The 22,943-nt window shown below is 49.3% G+C and carries 15 protein-coding genes and 1 tRNA gene; 10 read left to right on the forward strand and 6 right to left on the reverse strand.

Annotated elements, in window-relative coordinates; all coding sequences use genetic code 11:
• Window positions 1-309: 309 nt before the first annotated feature.
• The 10 genes from JNN12_14625 (at window position 310) to JNN12_14670 (ending at window position 18,331) form a co-directional block, all read left to right on the forward strand.
• Window positions 310-627: a hypothetical protein gene (locus JNN12_14625; protein MBL7979571.1), complete on the forward strand. Its 318-nt coding sequence runs from the start codon at window positions 310-312 to the stop codon at window positions 625-627.
• 206 nt (window positions 628-833) lie between these two features.
• A complete protein-coding gene (locus JNN12_14630; protein MBL7979572.1) occupies window positions 834-1,397 on the forward strand; it encodes a sigma-70 family RNA polymerase sigma factor in 564 nt (187 codons plus the stop codon).
• Window positions 1,398-1,521: 124 nt separating this feature from the next.
• Complete coding sequence (locus tag JNN12_14635; GenBank protein MBL7979573.1) at window positions 1,522-4,248, forward strand: serine/threonine protein kinase; 2,727 nt, start codon at window positions 1,522-1,524, stop codon at window positions 4,246-4,248.
• Between the two features lie 75 nt (window positions 4,249-4,323).
• The gene (locus JNN12_14640) at window positions 4,324-6,051 is read left to right on the forward strand and encodes a hypothetical protein (GenBank protein ID MBL7979574.1); all 1,728 of its coding nucleotides are present in this window, start codon (window positions 4,324-4,326) and stop codon (window positions 6,049-6,051) included.
• 15 nt (window positions 6,052-6,066) lie between these two features.
• Window positions 6,067-12,369, forward strand: a complete 6,303-nt coding sequence (locus JNN12_14645) for a carboxypeptidase regulatory-like domain-containing protein (GenBank protein MBL7979575.1) — start codon at window positions 6,067-6,069, stop codon at window positions 12,367-12,369.
• A gap of 59 nt (window positions 12,370-12,428) precedes the next feature.
• Complete coding sequence (locus JNN12_14650) at window positions 12,429-14,375, forward strand: hypothetical protein (protein ID MBL7979576.1); 1,947 nt, start codon at window positions 12,429-12,431, stop codon at window positions 14,373-14,375.
• Window positions 14,376-14,652: 277 nt separating this feature from the next.
• A complete protein-coding gene (locus JNN12_14655) occupies window positions 14,653-14,928 on the forward strand; it encodes a hypothetical protein (protein MBL7979577.1) in 276 nt (91 codons plus the stop codon).
• A gap of 264 nt (window positions 14,929-15,192) precedes the next feature.
• Window positions 15,193-15,639, forward strand: coding sequence for a hypothetical protein (locus JNN12_14660; GenBank protein ID MBL7979578.1), 447 nt, complete (start codon window positions 15,193-15,195; stop codon window positions 15,637-15,639).
• A 160-nt stretch (window positions 15,640-15,799) separates the two neighbouring features.
• On the forward strand, window positions 15,800-16,915 hold the full coding sequence (recA, locus tag JNN12_14665) for a recombinase RecA (protein ID MBL7979579.1): 1,116 nt from the start codon (window positions 15,800-15,802) through the stop codon (window positions 16,913-16,915).
• A gap of 111 nt (window positions 16,916-17,026) precedes the next feature.
• On the forward strand, window positions 17,027-18,331 hold the full coding sequence (locus JNN12_14670; protein ID MBL7979580.1) for a DUF1298 domain-containing protein: 1,305 nt from the start codon (window positions 17,027-17,029) through the stop codon (window positions 18,329-18,331).
• Window positions 18,332-18,509: 178 nt separating this feature from the next.
• On the opposite strand, the gene JNN12_14675 is transcribed toward JNN12_14670, so the two are convergent.
• The 6 genes from JNN12_14675 to rpsB form a co-directional block, all read right to left on the reverse strand.
• The gene (locus JNN12_14675) at window positions 18,510-19,391 is read right to left on the reverse strand and encodes a YicC family protein (protein ID MBL7979581.1); all 882 of its coding nucleotides are present in this window, start codon (window positions 19,389-19,391) and stop codon (window positions 18,510-18,512) included.
• Window positions 19,392-19,462: 71 nt separating this feature from the next.
• A tRNA-Ser gene (locus JNN12_14680) sits at window positions 19,463-19,553 on the reverse strand.
• A gap of 77 nt (window positions 19,554-19,630) precedes the next feature.
• A complete protein-coding gene (frr, locus tag JNN12_14685) occupies window positions 19,631-20,200 on the reverse strand; it encodes a ribosome recycling factor (GenBank protein ID MBL7979582.1) in 570 nt (189 codons plus the stop codon).
• 58 nt (window positions 20,201-20,258) lie between these two features.
• A complete protein-coding gene (locus JNN12_14690; protein MBL7979583.1) occupies window positions 20,259-20,981 on the reverse strand; it encodes a UMP kinase in 723 nt (240 codons plus the stop codon).
• Window positions 20,982-21,047: 66 nt separating this feature from the next.
• On the reverse strand, window positions 21,048-21,866 hold the full coding sequence (locus JNN12_14695; GenBank protein MBL7979584.1) for an elongation factor Ts: 819 nt from the start codon (window positions 21,864-21,866) through the stop codon (window positions 21,048-21,050).
• A gap of 138 nt (window positions 21,867-22,004) precedes the next feature.
• Window positions 22,005-22,856: a 30S ribosomal protein S2 gene (gene rpsB, locus JNN12_14700; GenBank protein ID MBL7979585.1), complete on the reverse strand. Its 852-nt coding sequence runs from the start codon at window positions 22,854-22,856 to the stop codon at window positions 22,005-22,007.
• Window positions 22,857-22,943: the final 87 nt, after the last annotated feature.

A 22,943-nucleotide genomic window follows, 5' to 3' on the forward strand; every position in this document is an offset into this window, starting at 1 on the left:
AACCAATCAAAATCAAGAAACATGGAAGACCAGAAAAATCATTATTCGCATATGGCTTAGAATGGGTGGCGCAAGTCTTAATCAATCAATTTAATCACTTGTACCAAAAAATCATTACCCCTTTTTTGTCATGTACTTAGATATTTAAATCAAATAAGTTGGTTACTATGCTTATATAAACTATTTTTGCGTATTAAATTAAAAAATAAATATATTGTTATTTAACCACCGTTGCGCAATCAGCTTCCTTTCAACAATCAACACATAAAGTAATGAAACAACTCATAACCATTATCCTCGTCGCCTCCTTTGGTCTGGTCTTTATTGCGGCAAAAAAAACACGCCACCGATGATGACGGCATCGTGTCTATTCGCGCAAAGTCCAATGCTGGGAACGTATCCCTTCAAAAAGAGGGGCTTACCCTAAAAGACATTCAAACAGTGGCCGAAAAAGGCTGTCCTGACGAAAACGCCGTTTGCACCATCACCGTTGTGGCTATCTTCAAGTCCTCGGAAACGGAATCTTTCAAAAGCCCCCTGTTGGTAGAAAACAAAAACCGCAAAGAAGCCATGGAAGAAGCCCCCACAGGGGTTGTTGAGCTAAAAGACGCCTTGGGCAAAGAATAACGCCGGTGTGCCATGTGATCGCTGTTTGTGGTGTAGGATGTTCTACGCCAAACAACGTTACGGGCGGATAAAATATCAGCATGACGGCTATGGGTCTTGGGCGTATGCCCGTTTTTCTTTCTTGGCAATTGGGGTTGAAGGTCTTATCTTTCCGAGACCTGCCGCTGTCGTTTTGAATTAAACAACGCAAGTCCATCGTGCCAAGCGTGCCCATTACACAACTGCTCCAGCATGTACGGGCCGGAGACCCCAGTTCCCACGCACAACTCTTGCCCTTGATCTACGAGGAGTTGCGGCATATTGCACACCGTCAACTTTCGGGAGAACGCGCCCAGACCTTGATGACCACCGATTTGGTGCATGAGGCTTGGCTACGCTTGGTGGATGCACCTTTGCAAAACCTAAACGACCGCCTGCACTTCTTTGCGGTGGCCGCACGCGCCATGCGTCAGGTTTTGGTGGATGCAGCGCGACGGCGGAATGCAGCCAAACGAGGCGGAAGCCTGCAACCCATGCCGATAGAAGATGCGGCAGACTGGCTCTCCGAGCATAAATCGGAGGCATTGCTTGCGTTGAACGATGCGTTGGAACAGTTACAAGAAATGGATGAACGCATGGCCAGCATCGTGGAACTCCGCTATTTTGGAGGGTTAACCATTGCAGAAACCGCGAAATTATTACAGGTCTCGGATTCTACGGTAAAGCGCGATTGGGAAACCGCCAAGGTCTGGCTTTTTTCCGAATTAAAGGGCATTCCATTAGATCTTTAGCCCGCTTCAGGTACTAAAGCATTAGACACCTTTTTGGACTTCGGAGACCTACTCGGATTGTTTTTTGCGCATATACCCATATCGGATTTCTAAATTCGCTCATTGCCCCAAGCCAACTTTGCTTATGTATAGTCCTGAACGCTGGAAGCGCATCAAAACGGTATTTGAGCAGGCGCTTGACCTTCCAGTATCCGATCGCCTTGTTTTTCTGGCTCAAGAAGCCAAAGAAGATGCCGAATTAGAGCAAGAAGTATTGCGCCTTTTGGCTGCAGAGGCAGGCGCGGCCACTTTTTTAGAGAAGCCTTTGTTGCCACAAATGGTCTCGGAAGGGCAAGATCTTGGCCCCTATCGGTTAGAAAAACGCATCGGACGGGGAGGCATGGGGCAGGTCTTCCTTGCGGTACGTCGGGATGGTGCCTTCGACCGGAAGGTTGCCCTAAAGCTCTTGCGGCCCGGTCTGAATACCGATGAGCTGTTGCGCCGCCTACACACCGAACGCCAGATTTTGGCCCGTTTGCAGCACCCCCATATTGCCCAGATGCTGGACGGTGGCAGTACGCCTTGGGGCGATCCTTATTTCACGATGGAGTATGTGGACGGGCTGCCGATTACCCAGTTCTGCGACGCAAACCACAAAGGCGTAAAAGAACGGTTGGCCCTTTTTAGAACCGTTTGCGCCGCCGTCCATTATGCCCACCAAAATTTGGTGGTTCACCGCGACCTGAAGCCCTCTAACATCTTGGTTACGGCAGACGGAACGGTAAAATTATTGGATTTTGGTATTGCGAAAGTATTGGCCGAAGACGAAAAAGAAGCCCAAACCCAGACCATTTCTCAGGTGATGACCCCCGAATATGCCGCCCCCGAACAAGTCCGTGGCGAAGCCATCACCACCGCCACCGATGTCTATGCACTCGGTATCCTTCTCTACGAACTACTCACCGGACAACGGCCTTATGTCCTTCATGAACGCGCTTTACAAGAAGTGGTGCGCATCATCAGCGATACCGATCCCATGAGGCCCTCCGACCGTGTGACAGATCCGGCTACCTCCCACTCATTGCCCCAATTGAACGACGAGAAGACCCACCACCGGAAGCAATTGCAGCGTATGTTGCGTGGTGACTTGGACAATATGGTGATGATGGCCCTACGAAAAGAGCCAATACGGCGGTATGCCTCGGCGGAGGCTTTTTATACAGACATTGACCGCTACTTAAAAGGAGAACCCGTAGCAGCACGCCCTAATACCGCAGGATATGTCATCCGCAAATTTGCGCTTCGTCACAAAAAAGGGGTGGGAATTGCTGTTGCCATGTTGCTTTTGACGATTGGTTTTGCCTTTTGGCACGATTACCGCATTACACAAGAGCGAAACCATGCGCTTGAAGAAGCTGCCCGTGCAACTGCTGTTCAAAACTTGTTGGTAGGGCTGTTTGAAAAAGCGGATCCGTCTCAGGCACGAGGATTAGACCTTAGCGCCCGCGAAATCTTAGACATAGGCGCACGGGTGGCCAACGAGGAGTTAACCGATCAGCCGCATGTCAAAGCCGAGGTGTTGCGGGTACTGGGGCAGGTCTATGCCAAATTGGGCGAAGACGGGCAAGCAGAAGCCGTCTTGCGTGCGGCATACCGCGTACTAAAACAAAACACCCAAGCCCCACATATCTCGCTGGCAAGGTTCTATTCTACGTGGGGCGAGTGGAACCAAAACATGGGGTATTATGCCATTGCCGACTCGCTCTACCGTAGCGCCGACGAGATGTTTGCGGCGTTACATACCGAAAACCAGCCGGAGTTTGCAGACTTGGTACACAGGCGGGCCTACTTAGCACATGATGAAGGCAAAATGGCCGAAGCAGAGCAGTTTTATAAACAGGCCCTCCAATTGCGCCGAAGCCTCTATCCTTATAAACACCCCAAAGTGGCCCTCTCGCTCAACGATTATGGCGGCTACCTCATGAATATGGGGCGCTACGAGGAGGCCAAACAAATGATTACAGAAGCACTGCACATCCGACGCGCCGTTTATGGCGAGGCCCCACATCCCGAATTAGCTGAAAGTTTCTACAACATCGGATACCTCTACTTTGAAATGGATGAATCCGAAAAAGCCCTGCCCTATTACCGTCAAACCCTTGCCATCGAGGAAAAACTTTATGCCGAAGACCATGTAGAAATTGCCACAACCCTAAACAATTTAGGCGGGGCACTCTTGATCTGCGACCGATACCAAGACGCTTTCGAGGTGCTAAGCCGCGCACTTCGTATCCAAGAAAAAGCCCTGCCCCCCGATCATGTCAATATTGCGGTCACGCGACGAAATTTGGGGTTTACGTTTTTAGGCCAGCAGAAATTGGCCGAAGCCGAACAACAGGTACGCATGGCCGTTGCTGCCAAAGGAAACCTGAATACCTATTACCAAGGGGTGGATCTCACGCTTTTGGCCCGAATTTTGGTACAGCGGCAACAATTTAATGAAGCACAAACCCAGCTAAAAACCGCTGAAAAACTCATTCGGGAGTACTTACCACCAGACCACTACCGATTAAGCGATGTATGGATTGTGTGGTCGGAGTGGGCCAATGCACAAGGCCGATTTTCGGAAGCTGCACATTGGGCAGAACGCGCCATTACCTCCTTGGAAAAACAACCCAAAGAGAACCGCAATTATCTGGCCGATGCCCGTGCTGCATGGGGAGAAGCCCTAATCGGCCAGCAAAAATTTGCCGAAGCCGAGCGTGCCTTACAGCAAGTGGTGGCCCACTATCAGTCGCCAGACCGCGATGCTCCGATTCGTAAACAAAAAGCAATAGCCGCACTTCAAGCGTTTTATCGGAAAAGGGGATAATTTTTTTATCGGGTATGAACCAAATGGTATTGGGTTTGCGCATGTAAAGACAATACACGCAAATCGCAACGCTTTATGAACCGATCATACTTTTTATGGCTCTTATTTTGGTTGTGTGGCCCCCTCTTTTCTTCGGCCCAAACCATCGCCGACCTAGAAAGGCAAGCCACTTCGACCAAACGCCCGATCATTTCTCTTAATGGCCAAATGGGCGGTAGTACCGAATTTTTCAGCTCCAACCGCCCCACCAACCGATCCCCTTTTATCGGACAAGCATTTGTCAATACCGCGCTTTCTGTAGGAGGCTTCCGGACAGGGATGAACCTACTCTATTCTACCGATAACCAAAATTTCCGCCAATCGCTGAACCGTATCGGGGTAGAAGGAGGGTGGGCGTGGCTTCAACTGGGTGTGGGGGATACCTATCCGCAATTCTCGGAGTTGAGTCTTGGTGGCGTATCGCTCCGTGGGGCCTATGCCTTGCTCCAGCCACGTGGTTTCCGACTGGGTTTTGCGACAGGAACCACCCAGCAAGCCATAGAAGGACAACAAGATACAGGCGTTTCCGCCGATGGATTTTTGCAAGATGGGCAATTCCGACGGAGTTTACTCGCAGCCACATTGGGTCTTCAAGACAAGGTATTTAAACTCTATTTGGTAGGGCTCTCGGCCAAAGATGACACGCTATCTATCCGAAATTTTGGTGCTACAAAACCAATGTCGAATCTGAGCATGACCGGTGTATTGGCCCTAAATACCAAATTCTTCATGTTGGAAGGCGAGGCCACTGGATCAGCCTTGAACTCGGATCTTTTTGCCACCAAAATCAATACCGAAGAAGTCTTAAACGCAGCCGAGAACCCCATTCCAGAGGTGTTAGACCCTGCTGTACGATGGGCTTTAGATCGTTTTGTACCCACTTTGGGCGCATCGGCCAGTTATGCGATACGCGCCCGCTCGGTAATCAGGATCCAGCCCGTGAGCCTGACCGGACAATTCCGGTACATTGCACCCGGTTTTCAGTCGCTGGGTTTATACACCACCCGCAACGACGTACAATCGTGGCAGGTGCAGCCGATTCTTAATTTGGCCAAAGGGCGCTTTTCGGTTTCTGGTCTTTGGGGATCGGAAGTAAACAATTTGTCTGCCCAACGAGCAGCTACCATTAGCCGAGACCTATGGATGGTAAACCTACGGGCACAGCCCGGGACAGTGTTCTCGTTTAATGGCCAAATACAACAAGTAGCGACTAGCTCGGAGGCAGCGATAGGAATGGCCACCGAAGCACGCCGACAAGTGGTGCAAAACCTAAGCCTTAGCCCAGCCCTTAACTTACCCGGACGCAAAAACCGAACGCATACGCTCCAGCTGAACGCAGGACTCCAACGGTTCACCAACGAAAACCAAGAACAACCTGCCAGTACCTTCGACAACCGCAATGCGTCACTTTTCTGGAATAGCCAGTTTCACCGAGATTTTGCGGTCAATCTCCAGACTGGGTACTTAGACAACCGAACAGCCTTTGGCGAAAGCCAGAGTCTGACGGCGCAAATCGGTACGAATCGGGCCTTTGGGAAACGCAAATTCCGCTTAGATGCCTCCGCCGGATATACACAAACCGACCAGCAAATACCGGATCAACCCGCTGCCACCTTCATTCAGTGGAGTAGCCGCTTGGGTGTCACGCTTCGGATAGATGCCAAAACCCAACTTCAGGCATCTGCAACGGGTACGCTCAATCAAAACGAAAACAATACCTTCCGTGAACTAAGAAGCCGTGTACAACTTACCCGTCGTTTTTAACCACCCTTCAACACCATGCTCATGAAAACAGCCCTTTCTTCCTCCTTCTTGCGTTTGACGGGATTTTTACTCTTCCTCCTGCCCTTGTCGTTACGCGCACAATCCACAGAATGGTCGGTACTCGTTTCCGGCATCCCGTCCAATCCGCCCAATACCGTCAGTAGTCTATTAGACTTGTTGGACTCTGGTAAGATCACAGTTTCGGTACGTTATACTGGATCCAGCAGCCCAACGGTTTATGTGAATGTATTGGTCACCTCGGACTATACAGGGGCGGCGGGTGTGGCCACCAATGGTCTCGGGACGGCCCTCGACCGTGCAAGGTCTCTCGGTCTGAACACCTCACGGGTTTTGGCCACAGCCTTTTCGGCAGCCCATACCATGCAAAAAGGCCCCTTCTCCGAAGTCCGAACGTTAAGAAACTGGGCAGACGATTTAAGTTGGCGCACGAACTATGATCCCAAACTCCGGAATACCCTCATCCAAACCAATGCGCTTCCAGAAGGGCAGCATGGCCTCTATGTCTGGCTTTCCACCAAATCTGACGGTCAGGGTGATCTCCTCGCCGAGTACACCTACTCCACCCAATTTAGCAGCCCGGAGCCGCCCATTCTCCTTAGCCCGCAGCATCAGACAACCCTACGGGAAGCCTATCCGCGGTTTTCGTGGCAGACGGCGACCGCTTCGTATCCAATGGGTGATGTGTTCTACCGCCTCCGGATTGTAGAGGTGCTACCAGGGCAAAGTAACGAACAAGCCCTTCGCACCAATGCAGACTATTTTGCAACCAGTATCAAAAATGCCACCCAATTGGCCTATCCTGCCGATGCGCTAAAATTTGAGCATGGCCGCACTTATGCTTGGGAGGTGGCAGCATTGGATGCCGATAGCCAGCCTATTGCCACAAGATTCCGTAGCGAAGCCTTTACGTTTTCGTATTCCGATCCGCAAGAACAAGGATATATTATAGCCCTTAAGCCAAGTAAGTCAAATTTTCGAGCAGGCGACCGTTTGCTGGCTCAGGCGCAGTTAGAACCTTCTCCCCAAAAAGATGCAGGGGCATGGAACGCCTTGGGGGTGGAAAAAGTGGTGATAACCGACGAAAAATTTGATATGGCGGATCTGCAAACCCCCGGCGTTTTTGACCGATTGATGCTTTCCGTTTCACCCGGCTTCACGCCCTCACGCGAGGTACTATTACTCCAAAACCAAGCCATACAAAGTACCGAATGGCTCTTAGATGATGTGGGGCAGTCCTATGTCTTGGCTTGGCGTTTTATGGGAAAGACCGCCAGTGGCAACCAATACAGCACCGTACAATATGTACTGGTTCGGTCATCGGCTCCGGTACAGCTACGCCTTGCAGAAGCGGGAGGCCAAACGCCCAAAACCACGAACGATCCCCTGCCATTTTCCTTCACCAAACTGCCCGATACAGGATGGAGTGGCCTGACGGTCAAAGCACTTCTCTACCCCATTCCAGAAGGAGCCGACGAAAACACGACGGCACAAACCCTTTTCGGACAATTTAGTACCCTATACAACCAGCCGCCCCCCGGCATACAAACTTGGCAACAGGTATTGGCTGGCGCGACGAATGGTGTCTTATCCCTTCCGGCAAACGATCTGGAAGGCCCTGTATTTGTGGCATTCCGTGTAGAAGGCATGGTTAATAACCAGATCGTCCGCTCTGGGGTAGGCTTATATAAGTTAACCCAACCTCCTTCCAATCTTGTATTGCGCCGCATTGCCGGAATCATTACCAATCTCGCTGGAGACCCGCTGGGTAGTTACGATGTGACCCTACGGTTTACGACGATAATCGGACAAATCCGACGGGCAGTTACCTTGAACACCCGCACGGACGCCAATGGCGGCTACCGCTTTGAATTGGAATTCCCCAAATTAACGGCTCCTAATGATCGAAGTCCCTTGCCCTTTGAACTGTCGGTGGATGGTAAAGCCTATTATTTCTCCCAAGTATGGCAAGGTTCTTTGAGAGGGCAGAATATTGAAAATATAGACTTTACCCTCTCTCCGGATCGCCAAGATTTTGTGTTTATGGGCGATGTGGAAGACGAGGCTGGGTTCAATGTAGAAGATGCGCAGGTTTTTTTCCAAACCCGAAACGCAGGATTGGGCATAGCAGCAACATGGGAACCCCTCCAGCCCTATACCGCACAGACCATTGGGAATGGCAAGTTCCAAATCCGCTACTCCTTCCCAACCGCGCAGACACCAACCGAGGCCAATCCAAAAGAATTTCGTTTGCGTATCGTCCCGCCCGCCAACCTGATAGGAAAGCTATTGGAACGCACCTATACGGGTTTTCTGACAGGCCGCGACATTCTGAATTTTGCGGTAGAACTGCCCGGAGTGGGCGGCCAAATTACCGGGCGCTTGGAACGTATGGAAACTGGCCTGGCTATGACCAATGGCGTAGCAGAATTGCGTGACACCAATGGGCAAACCCTTCAACGCAGTGGCTTACGAAGTGGCACTTTTACTTTCCAAAACCTATTGCCGGGTACGTATAACCTATACTTTGTCAAAAATGGCTATCAGTCGGCTTTACATCCGCACAATCCCATTTTGGCAGGTGGCATACGGGTAAATTGGGCAGACCAAATCAACCTTCAAACCCTTCAGGCCAAGCCGAATGACAAACCTTTTTATCTGAGCGCCCGTAACCGTGACAACGAGCCTGCCGCCGCTACCATTTTTGCCATGAACACTGCCCAATTCCAGGCATTTCAGTCTTGGCGGCTCATGAATACATGCGCTTCGGCGATGCCACTTCCAGCACTGTTTACCTATCATTCGGTGGCTGATGCCAATGCGAATGCGCAGCAACATCTGCACCTCCTCCCGACGTTAGATGGCGACTTTGGGGAAACCCAATACCATTTTGTGTATTTCCTCCCCGGTCATGGCTTCCGGATGCGGACAATTGAAGCCACAACCGATGCACCAGAAACACAGCAGATTCGGCTCACTGCTTGCCCAACTACCATTTCGGGCATTGTGCGTCGGAATGATACAAACGAACCTGTTGTGGATGCCTTCGTCCAGATACAATCTGGCGACTTGACGTATTCACAAAACACGAATGCAGACGGTTTATATGTTTTTCAAGGGATTTCAGCAGGAAATTATACGATCACAGCCCAAAAAACAGGTATTGGTTCCATTCGCGTTGCCGGTATTCAGGTAGATGCTGCTTCGCAACGTCAGGTGGATTTGATGATCAACCGCGAAACAGGGAGCCTTTCTGGTTTTGTGCGAGATACCAACGGCGTTGGGCGCTATGATGCCCTTGTGACAATCAATGGTTTGGGGCGAAATACCCGTACCGCCGCAGATGGCAGTTACCGGATAGACCTTGTACCGCTCGGCGAGTATCGCATGACCGCTTCTTCTACAGGACTACGAACGGCCACCTCGCAACCAACGACGATTTCCGTGAACCGAACCACCACCCTCAACTTCAGTCTGGAGGAAGTGCGGGGCAATGTTCGCTTAACCATTTATGGGCCACAAAATGTGGTCATTCCAAATGCAGTCGTAGAAATTCCCGCTACAAACCAGAGTCAGAGAACCGACGGGAATGGGGTCGTCCTATTTGAAGACATACGGGCGGGATCCACAACCTTCCGTGTTTCTACCCCAAACGGCCCGTTTACGCCCAAGACCCAAACCCTCAACTTTGCGTTCCTGCTCTCGAACGAAGCAAGGGCTTCTATTTTCTTAAACGAAGGCATGGTTGTGCGCGGCGTTGTCCGAAGCAACCTTGGAAGGCCACTTTCGGGTGTACGGGTGAGCATGGAAGGCCGCCCCGATCTCACGACCACCACCAATGATTTAGGTGAATACCTCTTGCGGGGTATCGCGGGATTCAATGGCGGAACCGTTGCAGGCGTAAATATTCCGGCCTCCACACCGCTGATATTGGCCACCAAAACAGGATTTCAAGCAGGTTCCCAAACGGTTACTTTTGCTTCCGGAGAAACCGTATTTGCCGATTTTACCCTACAACCAGCCCCCTTCGACCGCTTGTTGGGTTTCCAAATCTTCGTGGAAAACCTGCGGGAAGAAAATGGCCGTCGCTTTGTTTCGGGTGCGTTTACAGCCGTTCCCAATACCCCACTTCTCACGTTAGCCCCACAAATACAGTTACCCTTCGACGAGCTTGAAATAGATGCCAATAACCGTCCTATTGGTGGCAGCGCCCGGCTTTCGATAGGGAACTTGTCGCTACGCCTGTTTGGTATCGAAGCAACCTTACGTGGGCCTAATGGCCAACCGCTAGAATTGATCGCACAAGCCAACGGTACAGGCGCTATCCGAGGGGAAATCCTGCTACAAACAGACCGCCTGCTCTCATTGATTCCGGGGGCATCGGCCACGCCCATCCTCATTCCGCTTCCAGTTTCTTGCAACAATGGCCCGTGTCTTACAGCAGATGGCCTCTCGGCATTTAATGCAGATATTGTGCTACCTAACTTAGACTGGGAGATCCAGTTATGGGGATATAGCCTTCAAATACAACGCCTTACCCTCAATAGAAATGGTATCTGTTTAAATGGTGAAATACCCGTGGCAGGCATACAACCCATTCGGTTTACGGGGCTTTGTATCTCGCCCGAAGGCCGGGTTACTGGGCCAACCATCCCTGAATTTACCTTCGACATTTCGGCCTTCCACTTCCAACTACGCACCATTCGTTTTGATGCCGGAGGATTGAGCGCCGCCAGTGGCACCATTGGCATCAACGGCCTGGCCGCAAATGGGGGCCGCCTCTCCATCAACTTCCGAAACCTGCGCATTTCCACACAAGGACAAATTGTGCGTGCAGACATCGAGGTTCCGAACAATCGGCTGGCCATTCCGGGCTTTCCTATGAATATCACATCCGCCAGCTTCGTAACCTTGGGACAAGACATTGCCCTACGCTTTGGGGGGAATATCCCTCTACCGGACCCAATAGGCCGCAGCCTGACTCTACAATCTCTCGAAATTGCACAAAGCGGCGCGGTTTCCGCACTACTTCCTGCCAACACTCGTTTTGATCTAGCGGGCATTCAGGTCTTGCTCGCTAATATGAACCTACAAGTCAATGGGCCGAATATCCGCTTGGATTTAGGAGCCAGCTTAGATTTCCCGATTCCCGGAATGCCTGCACCTGCTGCCCAAATGTATTTCAGCCACCGAAACGGCAACCTCAGTTTTGGGGTAAACGAGATCGCTGTGCCACGATTTAGTCTGGGGCCTGTAAGTTTAGACAACCTACGGTTTGGATACCAAAATCAGACCTTCTCTGGTAGTTTAGATATGGCGATTGCTGGAACAATGGAAGTAGGTGGCTCTTTTCGGTATCGGGATGGCCGTAACTATGCCTTCGAGGTGCGGAACCAAACTCCTATTCCACTCGGCCCCATAGAACTGGCAGGATTTACGGGTGGGATGAGCCGCCAAAACGACAATTGGCGCTTTTATCTGCAAAATGTACAATTGGGCTTCCCCCGTACCCAAGACGCGCTGGCTTTAGTGGGTGACTTAGACGTGCGCCTATCAAATGGGGGGCCGCGTATCGAAATAGACGGACGTATGACCGCCGCTTCCGGACAACTCACCTTAGGAACAGCCCACTTGTTGTTGGATGTACCACGAGGACGTTTTGAAGGCAATACCACCATCGGAAATCCTTTTGGTGAACCGATTCGCTCCGTCGCCAATGCTGAGGGAGCCGTAGATATTCGGGCAGGATGGCAACCTGGTGGCAACGACCTGCAATACTGGTTTGTAGGCGCACGATTGGATGTGGACTTGTTTAGGGTTATCGAGGCCAGAGGGCGGATGTTTGCCGGAGCCAATTATCGTCCCTTTGGCGATGTAGATCAACGTTTCCGAGATTATTTCAACCACCATCCCACTACAAATGAGGTACTGAATGGGATTTATGTCTCTGGCTATAGTGGAGGAAGTTTAGACTTAGATATTATCGAAGGTGGTGCCAATCAGGCCGTTTACTTTTTGTACGACTGGCGGCAACGACGCGCCGCCGGTGGGGCTTATGCACGGGTCTATGGTACGTTCGATGTTTACGTGGCTTCGCTCGGTGCTTCTTTCGATGTGAAAGGAGAGGTCAGTTACAATGGGCGTTGGGATATCCAAGGACGTGCAAACTCAAATCTAAAAGGAACCGTTTGGCCCTGCGATAGCAATTCTTCTTGTTCTCGTTGGTGTGCAGGGTGCTTGGGCGTAAGCGCCGAGTTAAGCTACCGAAATGGCAAGTTTGATGTGGATGTGGATTGGTAATACACCCTACCCCATAATCACCCTCATTTTTTGTATAAAGTATAAAAAAGCATAGACCTATGAAAAAGTTTTTTTTCTTGCTATTCTGCCTCTGCCTTCACTTAATAGAAAACCATGCAGTAGCACAAGAGGGCGGTTTTGCCCTGCGCGGTCCCGGCGGTGTAGTCTTGGCATGGGAAGGAGCCGTACTCAACCAAACCAATCCTATTGGTGGCTTTGTCGGATACCATATCTATCGCGAATCTCCGGGAAGTGACCCTATTCGCCTGACCGATCAACCGTTGTCCATGCCTGCCAACGAAGCCGAATTGACGCAGAAAGCAGGAGATCGCGTAATAAAATGGATCAAAGCGGCACGTGCAAAAGATGCCGAAGCCTTGTTGCGCCGTATCCAAACCGAAGACCCACGTACCAAATTATTATTTTTGTACGACCCATTTTTTGCCGAAGTCGCGGGAGTACGCTATACAGACCGCACCGCAAAACCACAACAAACTTATACCTATCGCGTAGTTCAGGTTAAAACCGATGGAACCGAATCTGCCCCTATTGCACGGTTTCAAGTGGCAGCAGGGTTGCCAGAGCCGCCCGCAAAGCCAACAAGCATCCATATCGTACAACAAGGTTTACTACCCATTGTACAGTGGTCTCCCAACAAAACCGCCAAAGCGCCCTTTTATCATGTTTATCGTAGCACATCCCCAGACCGAAGCTGGATTCGGGTACACCCCAATCCGGTCATCATCCTGCCGCGAAGCGACGATCCAGAGCCAATGGGTATTTTTGCCGACTCCACCCTTGCACTCGATGAGACAGTCTATTATGGCGTGCGGGCAGTAGATCTGGCTGGAAATGAAAGCGAGTTAACCGTTTCGCCAAGTATTCGCCTACACCCCACCCGCCACTACCCGCTTCCAGACAGCATCCACACCATTTCAGTGGGCAATACCATACAATTGCGCTGGAAAAACCGTCCCGAAAATGCCGCAAGGGGCTTTGGAATCCTACGGGCCTCCTTAAGCAATCCAAAAGACCTTCGGTTACTCACGACGCAGCCCCTTGCACCAGAAATGACCGCCTTCTCTGATCCTAATGTACAAGGCGAAGACGCATACCTCTACCGCATCTTGTTATATGATGAAACAGGCGCAGTGGCGGATACGTCTGCCCAAATTCCAGCCATTTGGGAAAACACCGAAATCTTGCCCGCACCCGAAAACGTGGCCATAAAGGTACAAGACGAAAAAACTTTGCTTTCATGGGAAGCCGTTTACGGCGCAATCGGATACGAAGTATTCTACTTTGCCGCCGTCGGAGCCGACCCCATCCAACTGTCTGCCCGTATTCCTGCCACCGAATCCATGTTTGTATTGCCCGCACACTTACTCCGAAAAGGAGAAGTGGCTGGGTTTTCCGTTCAAGCCATCAATGCCTCTGGAAAGTCAGGGCAAATCAGTGAACCCACCTTTTACACACCCAACCTTGCACCAAACCCACCAGAAAACATCGAGATAACGCCCGTTCTGGGAGGTATTCAACTAAACTGGCAAGCCCCCTATAACCAATTCCCAGACCGATACCGCATCTTCCGTAGCACCACAGATGGTCAGTGGGAACAAATTGGAACCGTTACATCGGGAGAACCATTGCACTGGTTGGATGAGAATCCGGCTACCGAAACCAGATCATATGCAATTACCGCCGTTTTAGGCCCACAAGAAAGTCCACCAACCCAAAGCCGAACTGTCGTCGCCACCTCCACTCCTGCCGCGTCTCTACAAGCGAGTGGAACTTCCAAAGGCATCTTGCTCACATGGACAAATCCAGAACCACATACCGTCTATCGCCGTACTGGAAATGGCCTGCTGGAAAAAGTCGCCAATACCATTTCGGATGGCTTATGGCTGGATGCAACGGTTCAAAAAGGGAAACGCTATGCCTACGTGATTACCGCCGCTACCAACCCAAACTTGCATTCAGAAGAGGTCTCTATCACCTTCCACTAAGCTCCTATTCACCTATTCGCCTGCCAACTTAAAAAAAGCCTCCTTTTAATCGTTCTGCCATTACCTGCAAAAGCCCTTGCTTTATTGCAGCAACATCTCGTACCTTATACGCTGCAGTACTGGTTATTTAATAAGGAAAAGAAGAAAGCCATGAGTCAGGTGTAATTTCTTATGCTACATTGCATACATTACACCACTCCTTTGCAACATGCTTGCCATATAAAAGCCTAGATTTGAGACAAATTAAAAATCTTTAGGGCTTTATCTCTATACAAACATGGCTGCAAAAGACAAATACCACGAAGCGGTAAAAGTTGCACTGATTAAAGAAAAATGGATTATCATACACAATCCATACATTTTGCACGTGGACAACAAAGACGATTGGCAAGGAGATTTAGGCGCAGAAAAAATTTTGGCGACAGAAAAAGGAAGCGGAAAAATTGCAGTAGAAATTAAAACATTTGGAAACCCTTCGCACTATTCCGATTTTCATGTAGCCCTTGGGGCAATACATCAATTACAAATTTGCCTTACCAATCCAAGAGCCTGAGCGTCGTATCGTTTTGGCGTTTCCAGCGACGGTGCAAACTTGGAGTTTTGCGGTTCCCTGTCTGCCAGCAGGTATTCAAGTGCAGGTTGACAGCTTAGTGCTCCGAATTGAAAATCAGCGAAACGAAACCCCCACAGTGGTAAGCGACAAACCGTTAGAGCCAATGCTAACTAAGATAACGATGAATGCCTATAGATGTAGGACTTATACGTTTGACATCGTATCATCTGGCATTACGCCTCGAAAAAATAAAAACGCAATTTTATGAATCCCATACTCAAAAAATTAGGCTATAAAGGCCAATCGTTGGTACTACTACTGGGGGCACCGGAGTCTTTTGCAGCGGTGGCACAAGCATTTGAAACGCCACCAGAAGTAATACCTAATAAAAAATACACCTTTATCCTTGCTTTTGCAAAAGATCAACAAGCCCTGAACGAATTGACTACGGGCATCACCACCCTTTTAGAAGGTGATGGACATCTTTGGCTGGCCTATCCCAAGAAAACTTCACGAGCGTACAAATCTGACCTCTCCCGCGAAGTGGTTGGGGCCTGTTTAGGAGGCCAAGACTTCGAACCCGTGACACAAATTGCCATTGACGAAGACTGGTCCGCTCTCCGATTTCGGCATGTCGGCAATATTAAAACCATGACCCGCAGTTTTGCCGCCACCCAAGAAGGTCAGAGGCGAACAAAGAAGCCTGACTAAGGCACTTTTTCACGGGCCTCATTTGCATGTATGAAAGTGGGTGCTTATATTGTTTTCACATGTAATAAATGTGTGCGTCCGCATGTGACACACTGTTGTCACCCCTTCATGGGTAACTTTCTATCCGTAAAACAGCAACCACAATATAAACCATACGCTCATGGCAAAGAACTCAATCTCCCGTGCCGAATCTGGCGCATCTACCGAAGACGCAAAACGCAAATCCTTGCTAATGGCCCTTCAGAAAATCGAAAAAGATCATGGAAAAGGAACCATCATGCGGCTTGGTGACAGTCCTGCCACCAAAATTGAAGCCATTTCTACAGGCTCTTTGGCCTTAGACTTTGCACTGGGAATTGGCGGCGTGCCACGGGGACGGATCATTGAGATATATGGGCCGGAGTCTTCGGGGAAAACAACCTTGGCCACCCATGTGGTAGCAGAAGCCCAAAAAGCTGGCGGGATCTGTGCCATCATTGATGCCGAACACGCTTTTGATCCTACTTATGCCAAAAAATTAGGGGTCAATATAGATGACCTTTTAATTTCCCAGCCGGATAATGGTGAACAAGCCCTCGAAATCTGTGACACGCTGGTGCGTTCTGGTGCGATGGATGTTGTGGTGATAGATTCGGTGGCTGCGCTTGTGCCGCGTGCAGAGATAGAAGGTGAAATGGGTGACAGTTTTATGGGGGTTCATGCCCGCCTTATGAGTCAGGCTCTACGCAAGTTAACTGGGATGATCAGCCGCACACGCACCGTCGTAATTTTCATCAACCAATTGCGGGATAAGATTGGGGTCATGTTTGGTAGTCCTGAGACCACCACTGGGGGGCGTGCACTTAAGTTTTACGCCTCGGTTAGGCTCGACATTCGCCGTATTGCAGCAATTAAAGAAGGCTCTGATGTCGTGGGAAACCGTACAAAGGTGAAAGTGGTCAAAAACAAAGTGGCACCGCCTTTCAAAGAAGTGGAATTTGACATCATCTATGGCGAAGGCATTTCGGCATTAAGCGAACTGATTGATATTGCACTGGAACATAAAATTATCAGCAAGAGCGGATCATGGTTCTCTTATGGTGAGATTCGTATCGGGCAAGGACGGGATGCCACAAAAGAATGGTTGCTCAAAAATGACCAGTACCGGAGCGAAATCAAAGATAAAATTAAAACCTTGCTCAACAAAGACAGCGAAATAGCACCCGTCACACCGGAAGAACTTGCTGAAGCCAATTTAGATGCCGAAGACGATGATTTGTGGGACCTTGACGACTAATGGATGGATTTTCCTATCAAAGAGCCTTTTCCCCGGAAAAGGCTCTTTTTGTTTTCCATCGTTTTTCGTTAACTTCCAAATATTATTTTTAACAGAAAACCCAAAGCCTCGATGAAAAACCCAGAATTGACGCATATGCGTGGCGAAGATGGTGTGTGGCTACAAGATACACCAGATAATCCCATGATCATTAATGCTGTATTGTTGTTCGATCGGTTACGCCTTGCCGATTTTCTAGAGGTCTGGGATAAAAATGTGATGCAAGTAACCGACGAGGCTACTGGACAAATGCAATACCATCGGTTTAAGAAAAGGGTGGTATATCAGCAAGGTAAATTTTACTGGCAAGAAGACCCTCATTTCGAAATCAATAATCACATTTTTGCCGTGCAAGATCCGGAAATACGAAACGAAGAAGATCTTGCGCTTTATCTGGGACGCGAGGCATCTAAGTTGCTGCCCAGAGAACGCTCATTATGGCAACTGCATTTCTTTGAGGAAATTGGCGATGGATCGGCCTTAGTTGTTCGTATTCATCATTGCATGGGCGACGGGGTAGCGTTGATCCCTATTTTATTCTCTTTGATTGACGAGGTTTCTGGAAATACATCCGATTTAGAAAAAGTCTCAAAACCACTCATCCCCGCTTGGGTTCGTTTTGGTTTGGTTCCGCTCACCGCAATTCCCGTCCTATTGCGCCGTTTGTGCTGGATTCCGGACCGCACTATTTTGCATGGCCCTAAAATGAATGGGGAAAAACGTTTTGGCTGGACAGCCCCACTCCCCATGAAAGACGTAAAAGCGCTTAAAAATGCGATGGGGGCAACGGTGAATGATGTATTAATGGCTTGTGTCACTGGTGCCTTTCGTCGCTATTTGCAGCAAAATGGCCAAAACGTTCCAACAAAAGTCCGGACATCTATGCCTGTTAACCTCCGCACAACTGGCGAGCGAATCCGGATGGAAAATCAATTCTCTATTGCATTTCTCGAACTACCCTTGCACCCGGCGGATCCAATCATGCGGGCAAAAAAAGTAAAACAAGGATTGGATCGGTTTAAACGGTCTTTACAGCCTTTTATTATGCTCAAAGCGGCAGCGATCGTATCCAATATGTTCCCGACCAATGTTGCGCGCTTTGTGCTAAACTTGTTTGCCAACAAAACCACTGCCGTTACAACCAACGTGCCTGGACCGCAAGAAGACCTACATTTGGCAGGAAAACGGGTGCGGAGTATGATGTTCTGGGTGCCTACCCGTGCCCGAATTGGGATGGGAATCTCCATTCTCAGCATGTCGGGGGCGGTACGTGTGGGTATTATGGGGGATACTGCCGTTCTTTCGGATCCGAAAATGTTCGCAGATGGCTTTATCGAGGAGTTTGAATACCTGCGGACACATTATCTAAAAAAATAGATGTCGTCCATACCGCTACGGCCCGTTCTGGCTTGTCCCCAATGCACCTTGACCTGCCATAGATGCTTCGAAGGTGATTTTGTGCTGGTGCAATTCCTTTTGACAGTGCAGGATAATTTGGGTTTAATTTGATGCGTCAGTTGTATCCACTTGCTTTAACGCATCAAAAGCAAGCACATTATACAATATTTTGCACTTGTTCTCTAATCTTCTCCAGTTCTTCCTTCATCTTAATTACGGCCTGTGTAATAGGGGCGTCATTTGCTTTTGAGCCGATCGTATTAATCTCGCGATTGAGTTCCTGAACCAAAAAATTAAGCTTTCTGCCAGAGGGTTCGTGGGCATCCAATGCAGCATCAAACACCGCAAAATGAGATCTTAACCGCACCATTTCTTCCGTAATGTCCATTTTATCCACCATGATTGCCACTTCTAACTCTAACCGTTCGCGATCAATTCTTTCATCCGCCAGAATTTGGTTAATGCGGTCATGAATGCGCTGACGGGCCTCAATGGCGCGTGCTGGTGCGCGTACTTCTACCTCGTCTAACAGCAAAGCAATTTGTGACCTCCTGAATTGAAAATCTTCGCGCAGGGCCTGACCTTCCGTTTTGCGCATGGCTGTTAGTGACTGAAGGGCAGACTGGGTTGCCCGCTCAATGCACCGCCAAGTACGTTGGGCATCTTCTTCCGATGTTTCTTTCGCCGCAAAAATCTCGGGCAAACGAACTAGGTGTTCCAACCGGACTTCCTCAATAATGCCTGTAATGTCTTTTAGTTCGGCAAAGCGCGACATATACGCCCGGACAGCACCCGGATCTAATGGCGGAACCGATAAGTCTCCGGAAATATCTTCTAACTGAAGGCTCGCATTGATCTTGCCACGATCAAGTACTTTCTTGATCAAATTCTGAAAAGCAGGTTCATATACCGAAATAGAACGGGGAATTCTGCTGTAAACCTCACAATATCGGCTGTTAACCGAACTGATTTCAACCGAAATCCGAATGTGCTTTTCTTCGGCTACCCCTCGGCCAAAGCCTGTCATGCTTATAATCATATTGGTCGTGGAATGGTGAAATCCTTACATTTACCCCATAAAAAAAGCCGGACATGATGTTCCGGCTTGTGCGGAGAGAGAGGGATTCGAACCCTCGGTACGCGTTTTTGCACGTACACCCGCTTTCCAGGCGAGCTCCTTCAACCACTCGGACACCTCTCCTTGTTCGCCTACTTGCACGCAAAATGCACGAAGGACAACTAAAATACAAAATGGAATTCTTGGTCGCAATTAAAAAATCAGACCTTCATAATTTCCGCTTCTTTGTGATGCAACATCTCATCAATTTTCTTGATACTTAGGTCTGTCTGACGCTGGATTTGGTCTTCAGCCTCAAACTTCATGTCTTCCGAAAGTTTAAGTTCTGCGACTGTTTTTTTGACCTCTTGATTGGCATCACGGCGCAAATTGCGAATTGCCACCCGTGCTTCTTCTGCTTTGTGTTTGGCCAACTTCACCATGTCGCGTCGGCGTTCTTCAGAAAGCGGTGGGATTGGAATGCGGATGACAACGCCGTCATTCGAGGGATTAAGCCCCAAATGGCCATTCCGAATGGCTTTTTCGATAGGTTGGAGCGAACTTTTGTCCCAAGGCTGTACCAATAATAAATCAGGAGCTGGGGCATTTACATTCGCCAACTGGTTCAGCGGCATCAGAGAGCCATAAACTTCCACCCGAACAGATTCGAGCATTACCGGATTGGCTCGACCTGCACGGATGGTATTAAACTCTCCGGTCAGGTGTTTAATCGCGGTCCCCATATCATCATGGGCCACACTTACGATCATATCTAAGTCTTCAGAAAGCATATCAATAACAGTTTATACAGGCAACAATACAACACAGGATTCTTCAAGGCTGGAATGATCACCAATATACGGTGGTTCCGATGCTACTATCCTTTAAGACCCGTGTCAGATTGCCCTTTTGGTTCATATCGAATACAATGATGGGAATTTTGGAGTCTTTCAGCAAGGTAATGGCTGTTAGGTCCATCACTTTCAGGTTGCGCTCAATCACATCCATGCCATAAATCCGCTCAAATCGTGTTGCTGTTGGGTCTTTCAGTGGGTCTGCGGTATAGACCCCGTCCACACGAGTTCCTTTGAGCACCACTTCTGCACCAATCTCGGCAGCACGTAGAGAGGCTGCGGTATCGGTCGTGAAATAAGGATTTCCGGTCCCAGCTCCAAAAATGACCACGCGCCCTTTTTCTAAATGACGGACAGCACGGCGGCGGATAAAAGGCTCCGCAATTTCTTCCATATTAATGGCAGATTGCAAGCGGGTGTAAACCCCAATTTCCTCTAATGCCGCCTGAAGCGCCATGGCATTGATCATTGTGGCCAACATACCCATGTAGTCTGCGTGTGCACGGGTCATCTCCGAACCCAAATCCGATACCCCTCTAAAGATATTCCCGCCTCCGATGACGATCGCCAATTCGATGCCCGCACCAACCGCTTCCTGAATATCAATGGCATACGCCCGCAGAATGTTTTTATCAATACCAAACGCCCGTTCGCCCATCAAGGCTTCACCGCTTAGTTTTAGCAATACTCGTTTGTATTGGGGTGCTGACGTTTCCATAACCAACCTCAGATTGAAAATTTTAAAAAGGGTCCATGACTTGGACTTCATGAACCCTTATCTGTTTTAGCCGCCCAAAACAAAGCGAACAAATTTAACCACGTCCACATTTGCTTTCTTCAGCACCTGTGCAACCGTTTGCTTTGGATCTTTTACAAACGGTTGGTCTAATAGAACCCGCTCTTTAAAGAAGGAATTTAAAGCACCTTGTGCGATCCGATCTACAATATTTTCTGGCTTGCCTTCATTGATTGCACGATCACGGGCAATGGTCATTTCACGCTGTTTGATTTCTTCCGAAACCTGATCCGCATTTAGGGTAATTGGGTCTAAGGCTGCAACCTGCATCGCAACGTCGCGGCCTACCTCTTCATTTTCTGCCGTTAGCTCCACCAAAACGCCCAAACGTGCGCCTGGATGAATATAACTCACCACCGATCCTGTAGCAACGGCTTTCTCGAAGCGGCGGACATCAATCTTTTCACCGATTTTTCCGGTCATTTCATTCAGTTTCTCGGCCAGCGTGATGTCTCCCATAGGAGTAGTCAAAAGGGTCTCCATATTATCGGGCTGGGTGGCAAGCACCAAATCCGCTACCGCTTGTGCAAAGGCCTGAAATTCTTCATTTCGTGCCACAAAGTCGGTTTCGCAGTTTACCTCTGTAATGACCGCCATTTTTTTATCGCCCGTGATTGCCGTAGCAATGACCCCTTCTTTGGCCTCACGGTCTGCCCGTTTTTCGGAAACCTTCTGGCCTTTTTTACGGAGGATGGCAATGGCTTCATCAAAGTTGCCTTCGGCCTCTACAAGGGCCTTTTTACAGTCCATCATACCCGCGCCAGTGGCCTGACGCAATTTGTTCACTTCTTTTGCAGAGATGTTCATAATCAACCTCTATAATATTTTAATGTTGTTATTGACCTGATAAAGTACCCACAAGGGGTAGGCATGGAAAAGGCGCAACCAGAAAGCTTAAAAAGTCCGATTGCGCCGCTTTCCGACAAAGAAACTTTATGGAGAGGGTTAGCCTTCGGCCTCGGGAGAAGCGGCAGGTGCCTCGGATGCAGGAACTTCTTCTTTCCGTTCGCTCGTTCTCCGACGACGCGTACCACCACCTTGACGGGCCTCTTTTTCAGCTTGTGCAGATTCGCGTTTTTCCTTCTCGGCGGATTTGGTGGCCTGATCAAACTCACGCGCTTTTTTGCCTTCTAGAATTGCGTCTGCAATGGCTGCCGTAATCAAGTGAATAGACTTAATGGCGTCATCATTCGCCGGAATGGGGAAGTTAACCGGGTCGGGATCGCAGTTCGTATCACAGATGGCAAAAATTGGAATGCCCAAGCGTTGTGCTTCTTGAACAGCAATGTGTTCGCGTTTGGTGTCCACAATAAAAATAGCTCCTGGCAACTTGCCCATTTTGGAAATCCCCATTAGGGTGCGTTCTAATTTTTCGCGCTCACGGGATTTCATAAGGCGCTCTTTTTTCTTGAACTTATCCATTGTGCCGTCCTGTTCCATTTTGATCAGGCCGTCCATCCGCTTGATGGAATTACGAATGGTTTGAAAGTTCGTTAACATCCCTCCCAACCAACGGTCAGAAACATAGGGCATGCCACAACGCTCCGCTTCCTGCTTCATGATTTCCTGGGCTTGTTTTTTAGTCCCAATGAACAGGATATTGCGGCCTTGTTTAGCAATATTTCCGGCAGCACCAGCCGCATCTTCGAGCATTTGCTGGGTTTTTGTCAGATCAATGATGTGTACACCATTCCGCTCCATGAAGATATAAGGTTGCATCTTCGGGTTGCGGCGGCTGGTCAGGTGACCAAAGTGTGATCCTGCTTTAAGCAGGTCTTCTACCGATACGCGCATGATATTTAGTATTGTTTTGGGTTATTCCGCTACCGCTGGCGAGTATCTCCGAAATTCAGTTTAAATGACCGAACACCCATCGGAGGCAAC

Source organism: Bacteroidetes Order II. bacterium (assembly GCA_016788705.1).
In the GTDB taxonomy this organism is placed as follows: domain Bacteria; phylum Bacteroidota; class Rhodothermia; order Rhodothermales; family UBA2364; genus UBA2364.